Genomic DNA, 8,881 nt, shown 5'->3' with positions numbered 1-8,881 from the left:
CCAAACACCCTGTGTCGTGGTCCATGGCCGGCTTCATCTTCCGCGACGGGACCGAGGTCACCGCGAGCCCAGATCACCGCGCCGCCTGACCGCCTCCGTCACCTAAAATCCTGCATAGCTCTGGGCGCGGCCCGAAGTAGCGGAACCGCAGACTACCGAACCAGCCCTGTCCCTCGCCGAAGGTGACGCCTGCCGAGGCGATGGTGGCCGGCGCTTCCAGTACGCGACTGCCGAGTGGGTCACGATCGGCGAAGCGCGCGTTGGTGATCGTCAGATCGCCTTCCAGGGCGAGCCAGGGAACGACGGCGTAGTGGTTGCTCCACTCGATGCCGAAGCGGCGGGTCGGACGGCTCGGCTCAGTGGTGCCGGTATCGCCCTGGAACAGGTTCTCGGAGGCAAAATCCAGCCGGAACAGCACCAGGGACGTTTCCAACCCAACGATCGACGGGTTGCGGATACCAACCTCGTAGCCCGTCGAGGGGACGAGGAAAGGCGAGCGGGAGACGTTGAACAGCGGGCTCACGGGGTCGACGGTGGCGGTAACTCCGCGCGCGTCGTTCGAGTGGAAGCCACCGCCGTAGTTCACGTACAGCTCGGTATCGAGCCACGGCCCGAACACCGCACCGGGTTTCGGGTTGACGATGCCGTCGCGGGCCTTGCCCGAATTGGCCGGCATGTCGGAGCAAACATCGGCATAGTAGCCATCGGCACGGAACCCGACGCCGGTGCGGAGCCAGTCGGTCCAGCGCACGCGGTTTTCGTAATAGAATGCTGCACTGGCCTCCAGTACCCGGTCGTCTAGGACGGTCGAGCGGTGGCGGCGCGCCGTCGTGTCGAACAGGCCGACGCGGATGTCGTCGGGACACGTCTGCATGCCGATCTCGTTTTCCATGGGCAGGCCGAACAGGTCACCCTGGAACGCGCGGGAGACCTCCCCTCCACCGAGGGCGCGGCTGTCGCGCTGGTGGAACTGGTCGCCATTGACCGGATCGTTGAGGAAGTATGTGAAGTTGTTGAACAGGTTCATCCGGTAGCGAATCACATAGGCCGAGGCCCGTGTGATCCCGCCGGCATCCGCCCGGCTCCGGCGGCCGGACAGCGAGAACCGGACCGTGTCGCCGGCATCGCTTGGATCGATGGTGCCGAAACGTCCGATGATCCCCTCAGCGACAGCCCGTCCGGGAATGTGGTTGGTGGTGTGCCATTTCGCCCAGTAGGCCATGCCGGTCACGGCAAACCCGTCGAGCGGCGTGCCTTGACTGTAGCGTCCGACCCCGCTGAACTTGCGCAGTGCATCTGGCACCACCCACGGCCCATCATAGAACTGTGCTTCACCGGCCACGAGCAGGTTGCCCTCGCCCAGCGGAGCCGAGGCCGCCGTGAGGGCGCGCTTGAACCCGAAGTTGCCGAGTTGGGCCAGGACAATGTTGCGGTTGAGCTTGTCCAGATAGTCGATCCGCACCGAGCCGGCCGAGGCGCAATGGCCGTCGCGCACGAAGTATGGCCCTTTATGGAACTCGACCGCGCCGACCAGCTCAGGGATCAGAAAGTTGAGATCGGCGTAGCCCTGCCCATGGGCATGGGTGCGCATGTTGACCGGCATCCCGTCCACACTGATGGGGATGTCGGTGCCGTGGTCAAGGTTGAACCCGCGCAGGAAGAACTGGTTCGCTTTGCCTTCGCCGGAATGCTGCGTGATGATGCCGGGCACTTCTTCCAGCATCTCGCCGGGCCGGGTGACGGGGCGGCTGTTGATCTGCGCCCCTGTAATGATGCCGGCGCTCGCAACCTCGACCGGCCGGAGTGTGCAACCGACGCCGGTGATCCCGCCGGCATAGGCCGCGCTGGCGTTCGGTGTGGCTACAGGTGCCTCGGCCACGACCGAAATTTTTCGAAAGCGCGATGGTTTCGGCGGTTTGCGTGGTCGCAGGCGCGGCTCAAGCATGGCCGGACGCGGCTAGTAGGACGCTAACGGTGCTGAGGAGCGCGCCGCATCGCGCAACGATAGCAGGTGGCACGGCTGGGAAGGGCAAAGACATTCCGAGGTTGGCAGGGGCATACCCCTCGCACGCCCCACGTATGAGGATCTTAGGCAAAACTCATACCGCAGCCGTGACCGGTAATCCTCAGTGACTGCCGTTGCCGCTGTGCCCATGGTGCGGGTCGCATGTTCCGCCTCGATACGCCCACCAATGTGGCACTGGCGTTCAGCGCGGCCATGGGTTGGCCGCTCGCCTGGGTGTTCAGCGGCCCGACCCTCGGCCTGCCTACCGCCGCCCTGGTGTCGTGCAGGTCTGCCGGTTCATCGGCGAGCGCGGCGGCCGGCCGGTCTTGGCGCTCTCGGCTCTTCTTTTCGCCGCCGGTCTCGTCGTGCTAGGTCTCACACCGTCCCTGAGGATCGTTTCTGGCCGGCCGGCTGCTTGATGGGTGTCGCATGGGCTGCGGCCTGTACGATCCGGCCTTTGCCACCCTAGGCCGCCTCTATGGCGCGGAGGCACGACCGGCGATCACCACCCTGGTTCTGTGGCGCAGGTTCGCCGGCAGCGGTCAGCTGACCGCTGCCGGCGTTCCTTGTCGACCATGGCGGATGGCGCTTGGCCTGTTTTGTCTATGCCGGCTTACAGCTTATGGTGTCGCTGCCGCTGATCTCGGGGCTGATCCCGCCGGCACCGGCCGTTCCAGCTGATGGCCGGCGTGCTGACCCTCGGCGGCGCAGTAATGAGCCTGCTGTGGACGCACGTGCTCACCCTCTGGCAGGCGCAGGACGTACCGCTCGCCTCGGCCGTCATCTTCGGGGTGCTGATCGGGCCGACCCAGGTCGCGTCCTTTTTCGTCGAGATCTCCCTCAAGGTCCGGCACCACCCGCTCCGGACCCTGACGGCAGCAATGGGCTTGGTTGCCGTCGGATCGCGATGCTGACCCTCTGGCTGCCGCTGGTTGTCCCGGCGCCGATCCTATACGGCGCCAGCAACGGGACCTAGTCGATCGCGTGGCGGCAGTTCCCTTGGGGTTGTTGGGTCCGGAACCCTACGCACGACTGATCGGTGGGTTGGCGCAGCCGGGCTTGGTCGCCCGAGCCCTCGCCCCGCCGCTCGGGGGCTACGATCCTACCCACACGGTGGGGCAGCGGCGACGTTTTCCCAGCTCGCCGCTATGGCCCTGTTCAACATCGCCGCGGTCTGGACGCTGTGGCGGGCACGGCAATCCCGCGACACCCTCCGAGCCTCTTGAGTTTTGCACCCTGGAGCCGAGCGTTCGAACGGCTTGGCACGCCAACACCGCCATGCGTGAGCTTGGACGGCTACTCTGGCGTTTACCAAGGTTGATCGCTTGGCGCGGTTGGCCTTTCGCCCTCGTTCAGCGTCGCCACCATCTCCTGCATCGCTTTAGTGGGCATCATCACGGCGATCGACTGATCGTCCGCACTGCGTATCCAGAGGATGACAATATCACCACTGTCGATGAACTCGTGGCGCTCGAAACTACGCGTTGGGAGGAGCCATGCTCCATCTGGACCCTGGACGATCACGTTTGGTCCTCTCGAACGAGTACAAGAAGGCACACAGAAAACAGGATGCCTTGCGGCCCCCGTCCTTGTAGAATGAGCTATGCGTGCGACCGAAAGCATCTGGAAGAGTGAACCACGGCAGCGCCGGAAGGTGCGACCGCACATCCAGGCGGCAGCGCGTAGGACGATGCTGTGGGCGTTGCTCGGGGTGCTGCTGCTCGGCACCGCTGCCGGCATCTGTCTCACCATGCTCGGGGATCGGGCTGCCCTGACCCCCTATTCGATACGCTGACTGCTCTTGCCCACGGACCACACCATGGCCATGGCCGAGCGGTCGGGAAGGTCGATCGGCCGCTTAGAGCGGCGTGCCACCCCGGTAGCGGGCGAACGGCCGGTGCAGATCCGGACCGAACAGCACTACCTCATAGGTGTCCGGCGGCATGCCGTAGATCTCCATGCCCGGTGAGCCCACCGGCATGCCGGGCACCGCCAGGCCTGTCGCCTGAGGCTTTTCGGCGAGCAGGCGGGTGATCGCTCCTGCGGGCACGTGCCCTTCGATCACGTACCCGCCAACCTGTGCGGTATGGCAGGAGGCCAAACTGCGCGGGACGCCGAGACGTGCTTTCAGGGGATTGACCGGGGCCTCGGTCACCTGGACCGGAAAGCCGGCGGCACGGATGTGATCGACCCAGGCCGCACAGCAGCCGCAGCTGGGGTCCTTGGTCACCTGGATCTCCAGGAGCGATTCGGCAGCGCGCAGCGGCGCGGCCAGCAGCAGGCCGCCCAGGCCGACCAGCACGCCGCGGCGGCTCGGCAGCAGTTCCGGAAGCATGACACGTTCTCCTCAGGGCAGCGCGCGGGTGTTCGGAGCACTGGACCGGCTGCTGGCCAGCCGGGGCGGCAAGGCTCAGGGGCGGGGGCTCATGCGACCTCCCATCTTGTCGCAGCAGCCGCCGCCCTTTTTGCCCTTCATGCCGGCCTTGCCGTTCCCGCCGCCGCAGCTCATCGCCATCGCCGGCACGGGGCTGAGCGGCATCACGGCGCTGGCTGCAAGAGTGAGACGCTCCATCGTTTCCTCCACGTACTGCCGGGGCCTGAGGCCTCGGCAGTGATCCAGCCAAACCGGCCGAATGACTGAGCGGTCAGAGACGCACCGCCCGCAGGCGCAGGGCGTTGGCGATGACGCTGACCGAGGACAGGGCCATCGCCGCCGCGGCGATGACCGGCGAGAGCAGGATGCCCAGGAACGGGAAGAGTACTCCGGCCGCCACGGGCACGCCGGCGGCGTTGTAGATGAACGCAAAAAACAGGTTCTGGCGGATGTTGCTCATCGTGGCGCGCGACAGATGCCGTGCCCGCACGATGCCCATCAGGTCGCCCTTGAGCAGAGTCACGCCGGCGCTTTCGATCGCCACGTCGGTGCCGGTGCCCATCGCAATCCCGACGTCCGCCGCGGCGAGGGCGGGGGCGTCGTTGACCCCGTCGCCAGCCATCGCGACCACCTCGCCCTGCTGCTGGTAGATCTTGACGATGGTGCTTTTCCGGTCGGGCAGCACCTCGGCTTCGACCGCGTCAATGCCGAGCCTCTTTGCGACCGCCCGGGCCGTGGTTTGGTTGTCGCCGGTCAGCATGACCACGCGAATGCCCTCGGCGCGCAGGGCTTTCAGGGCGTCGGGTGTGGTGGCCTTGATCGGATCGGCAATGGCGAGGGCGCCAGCCACCTGGTTGTCCACACTCATGAAGATCGCCGTCGCGCCATCCTGGCGCAGCGCCTCCGCCGCCTGATCGAGCGGCGCGGTGCTGATCCCGGCCTCGGCCAGGAACTTCCCGTTGCCAAGCCGGATCTGGCGGCCCTCGACCGTTCCCAGAGCGCCCCGTCCGGTGGGGCTGTCGAAGTCGCTGACCGGGGCGAGGGCAAGCCCCTGCTGTTGGGCCGCCGCAACGATGGCGACCGCCAGGGGATGCTCGCTGGCACGCTCGACACTGGCCGCCAGCCGCAGGATCTCCTGCTCAGCAACCCCCTCGGCTGGGACCACTCGGGTCACCGCCGGCTTGCCCTCGGTGAGGGTGCCGGTTTTGTCGACCACCAGTGTTGTGACCTTTTCCAAGCGCTCCAGGGCCTCGGCGTTCTTGATCAGCACGCCGGCCTGGGCGCCGCGGCCGACGCCCACCATGATTGACATGGGCGTGGCCAGCCCAAGCGCACAGGGGCAGGCGATGATCAGCACCGCCACCGCGGCGAGGAGGGCATAGGTCAGCCGGGGCTCAGGCCCGAAAGCAAACCACGCGATGAACGCCAGCACGGCCACGGCGATGACGGCCGGCACAAACCAGCCCGCCACCTGGTCAGCCAGGCGCTGGATCGGGGCGCGGCTTCGCTGCGCCTCGGCAACCAGCTGGACGATCCGCGCCAGCATGGTGTCACGGCCGATCTTCTGAGCCTCGATCACCAGGGCACCGCTCTGGTTGAGGCTGCCGCCGATCACCGCAGCGCCAGCCGCCTTGCTGACCGGCATGGCTTCGCCGGTCACCAGTGCCTCGTCCACCGACGAGCGGCCCTCGATTACGGTGCCGTCGACCGGCACCTTTTCGCCGGGGCGCACGCGCAGCCGATCGCCCACCTGCACGGTGTCGAGCTGGATCTCTTCGTCGGTACCGTCGTCGTGGAGGCGGCGGGCGGTTTTCGGCGCCAGATCCAGAAGGGCCCGCAGGGCGCCGCTGGTGCTTTCGCGGGCGCGCAGCTCCAGCACCTGGCCCAGTAGCACTAGCACGGTGATCACCGCTGCGGCCTCGAAGTAGGCCGGCACGGCGCCGTCATGGCCGCGCAACGCTGCCGGAAACGCCGCTGGCGCCAGGGTGGCAATGATGCTGTAGATCCAGGCGGCGCCGGTTCCCAGAGCGATCAGGGTGAACATATTGAGGTTGCGGCTGCGCACCGAAGCCCAGGCGCGCTCGAAGAATGGCCAGCCGGCCCAGAGCACCACTGGGGTCGCCAGCACAAGCTGCAGCCAGTTGCTGTTCTGCTGACCAAGTCGTTCGGTCAGGCCGGTCAGATGGCCGCCCATTTCCAGCACGAACACCGGCACGGTCAGGACCAAGCCGATCCAGAACCGCCGAGTCATGTCGACCAACTCGTCGCTGGGGCCGGTGTCGGCGCCGATCATCGCCGGCTCCAGCGCCATGCCGCAGATCGGGCATACCCCGGGGCCAACCTGGCGCACCTCCGGGTGCATCGGACAGGTGTAGATCGTTCCTTGCGGCACAGGCTCGGCCTTGGCCGCGTCGCTGGCCGGATCGAGGTAGCGGGTCGGATCGGCCTCGAACTTCGTCCGGCAGCCGTTCGAGCAGAAATAATACGGGTGCCCGTTGTGCTGGGCGCGGTGCTTGGCGGTGTGCGGGTCGACCGTCATCCCGCAAACCGGGTCCTTGACCGCCCCGGCGTCGTCGGCGGCAGCCGGACCGTGACCGCCGCAACAGCTGTGCCCCTTATGGCCATGCACGGCATGATCCTGGCCGGTCGGTGTTGCCGGGCCGTGGCTATGCTGTGAGGGGGTATGGTCATTCGCGGTCATCGTGGGAGCACCCTGCACCTTCCCACCATGGGAAGGTCAATGAGCCACGACGGAGACTATTCAAGCGCCGGCATGGTCGGATCGGAGGAGGGCGTGCTAGGGGCACGCCCGTGGGGCAGGGCGGCACAGGAATGTGCCCGCCGCCCTGTCCCTGGCGCGGAAGCCTCAGTGCTTGCTGCCGTCACCGTGGCCGTGCGGCTTGGACGTGTGGGCCGGAGTGGTGTCGGCCGGGGCGTTCTTCGGATGATCGGCGCCGTGGCTCGGACCGCCGGCGGTGTTGCCCCGGCTGGGGGTCGGCTGGGTCTGCTGCTCGGCGTTGGCGTTGCCTTGGTCGTCGGCCAGGGCCGGCAAGGCCGTCGCGGTCAGCAGCGCGGCAGCGATCAGGGTCTTGAGGTTCATGGGTGTGATCCTTGGTTGGGGGCTCAGGCCGCCATCGTGCGGCAGGTTTCGGCACAGCGCCGGCACTGCGTGACACAGTCCTGCATGTCGCCCACGGCTTCGCAGCTCGCGGCGCAGGCCTCACACACCTCCGCGCAGGCGCGGCAGGTGTGTTTGTGTTCGGGCAGTCCGAGCAGCATGAGATGCGCGGACGTCCGGCAGATCTCGGCGCAGGCCAGCATCAACCGGAAATGCTCCGGCTGAACGTGTGAACCGCCAGCCGGCAGGCAACGGTTGGACGCCATGCCCAGGCAGGCCTGATAGCAGCGCAGGCACTCATCGATGCAGCCCTGCATTGCCGGGGACATCTGATGCATTGTTCTGCTCCTTTTATCGTTCGGGTACGACATATCACATACTTCGCTGAAGAAACAGCTGCAGCGAATCAAGCTTTGCCATAATCGAGGAATCCTATCCTTGGCCAGCGGTTCATAACTTCGGTCTAAACTTAATTTTTTGGCAGAGATGCCTGTAACACAGACCCGCCATCCGCTTAGATGACCCGGTCTTACTTACCGTTCTGTTTCAGCCAAGCCTGTATTTCGGCGATTTCCTTTTCCTGATCATCGATGATCTTCTGCGCCATCTGCTTGGTCGCCGGGTCCTTGGCGTGCTTGAGCGCGACCTTGGCCATGGCCACCGCGCCCTTGTGGTGCGGGATCATGTGCGTGCGGAAATCCACGTCCGGGTTGCCGGTGTAGGCCACGTGCATGTCGTGCATCATCGCCATGTCGGCCTGCTTGAAGTCCTTGGTGGAGGCCGGATCGCTGGGCGATGGCATCATGTCGGCGATCATCTTCTGCATCTCGGCCTGATGGGCGTCGCTGGCCTCGCTCGCGCTCGGCTGGTGCCCCTTGTGATGCATGTCGTCCGCGGCGATCGCCGCGCCGGCGAGGCCGGTGGCGAGGCCGGTGGCGAGGAGGGCTGCGGTCAGCAGGGATTGAGCACGCTTCATCGGGTTTTCCTCTCTTGTCGGGCTAGTTGAACTTCCCGCTGGCGGTGGCGCCGTCGGGAGCTGTCAGCTGCACGGCGCCTTTGGGCGCGGCGTTCAGCGGAACCTGGGCCTGACCGGTCAGGCGGTTGGCGTCGGCCGGGGTCAGGGCGACCCGCGCCGGCTTGCCATCGACAATCAGAATGGCACTGGCCTTGAACCCGGCGGCCGGGACAGGCTTTTCGCTGCTGTCGAGCAGGTAGACGTCGACGGTCTTGTCCTTGGCGACGAGTTCGACGTGGTAGCTGCCGGCGTCGGTGACCCGACCGCCGTGCTTGCCGGCCATCTCGTGGGCACACACAGGCAGGGCAAGCAGGAGGCTGCCGGCGAACGCTAATCTCCACGGCACCATGGGGTTCTCCTTTGTTCGGT

The 8,881-nt window shown here is 66.4% G+C and carries 10 protein-coding genes; 1 reads left to right on the top strand and 9 read right to left on the bottom strand.

Features of this window, described 5'->3' with window-relative positions; all coding sequences use genetic code 11:
* Positions 1-73: 73 nt before the first annotated feature.
* Positions 74-1,945 carry a TonB-dependent receptor gene (locus tag MZTS_RS01090; protein ID WP_246481934.1) on the bottom strand — a complete coding sequence of 624 codons (1,872 nt, stop codon included), beginning with the start codon at positions 1,943-1,945 and terminating at the stop codon, positions 74-76.
* Positions 1,946-2,685: 740 nt separating this feature from the next.
* Here MZTS_RS01090 and MZTS_RS25040 point away from each other — a divergent pair.
* Positions 2,686-2,919, top strand: a complete 234-nt coding sequence (locus MZTS_RS25040) for a hypothetical protein (protein WP_003600358.1) — start codon at positions 2,686-2,688, stop codon at positions 2,917-2,919.
* Positions 2,920-3,313: 394 nt separating this feature from the next.
* Here the strand turns inward: MZTS_RS25040 and MZTS_RS01080 are convergent, their stop codons facing one another.
* The 8 genes from MZTS_RS01080 to MZTS_RS01040 all read right to left on the bottom strand — a co-directional run bounded on the left by MZTS_RS01080 (position 3,314) and on the right by MZTS_RS01040 (position 8,861).
* Positions 3,314-3,529, bottom strand: coding sequence for a hypothetical protein (locus tag MZTS_RS01080; protein ID WP_015821500.1), 216 nt, complete (start codon positions 3,527-3,529; stop codon positions 3,314-3,316).
* Positions 3,530-3,863: 334 nt separating this feature from the next.
* Complete coding sequence (locus MZTS_RS01070) at positions 3,864-4,340, bottom strand: DUF411 domain-containing protein (protein WP_012605964.1); 477 nt, start codon at positions 4,338-4,340, stop codon at positions 3,864-3,866.
* A gap of 75 nt (positions 4,341-4,415) precedes the next feature.
* A complete protein-coding gene (locus MZTS_RS01065) occupies positions 4,416-4,577 on the bottom strand; it encodes a hypothetical protein (RefSeq protein ID WP_003600355.1) in 162 nt (53 codons plus the stop codon).
* Between the two features lie 73 nt (positions 4,578-4,650).
* A complete protein-coding gene (locus MZTS_RS01060) occupies positions 4,651-7,080 on the bottom strand; it encodes a heavy metal translocating P-type ATPase (RefSeq protein WP_012605963.1) in 2,430 nt (809 codons plus the stop codon).
* Positions 7,081-7,245: 165 nt separating this feature from the next.
* Positions 7,246-7,479: a hypothetical protein gene (locus MZTS_RS01055; protein ID WP_003600352.1), complete on the bottom strand. Its 234-nt coding sequence runs from the start codon at positions 7,477-7,479 to the stop codon at positions 7,246-7,248.
* 23 nt (positions 7,480-7,502) lie between these two features.
* The gene (locus MZTS_RS01050; RefSeq protein WP_003600351.1) at positions 7,503-7,835 is read right to left on the bottom strand and encodes a four-helix bundle copper-binding protein; all 333 of its coding nucleotides are present in this window, start codon (positions 7,833-7,835) and stop codon (positions 7,503-7,505) included.
* 191 nt (positions 7,836-8,026) lie between these two features.
* Positions 8,027-8,473, bottom strand: coding sequence for a CopM family metallochaperone (gene copM, locus MZTS_RS01045; protein ID WP_009864690.1), 447 nt, complete (start codon positions 8,471-8,473; stop codon positions 8,027-8,029).
* A gap of 22 nt (positions 8,474-8,495) precedes the next feature.
* Positions 8,496-8,861 (bottom strand): hypothetical protein, encoded by a 366-nt coding sequence (locus MZTS_RS01040; RefSeq protein WP_003600349.1) that lies wholly within the window; start codon positions 8,859-8,861, stop codon positions 8,496-8,498.
* Positions 8,862-8,881 lie beyond the last annotated feature (20 nt).

It is taken from the genome of Methylorubrum zatmanii (assembly GCF_014845115.1).
In the GTDB taxonomy this organism is placed as follows: domain Bacteria; phylum Pseudomonadota; class Alphaproteobacteria; order Rhizobiales; family Beijerinckiaceae; genus Methylobacterium; species Methylobacterium zatmanii.
This window is presented reverse-complemented; position numbering and strand designations above follow the sequence as displayed.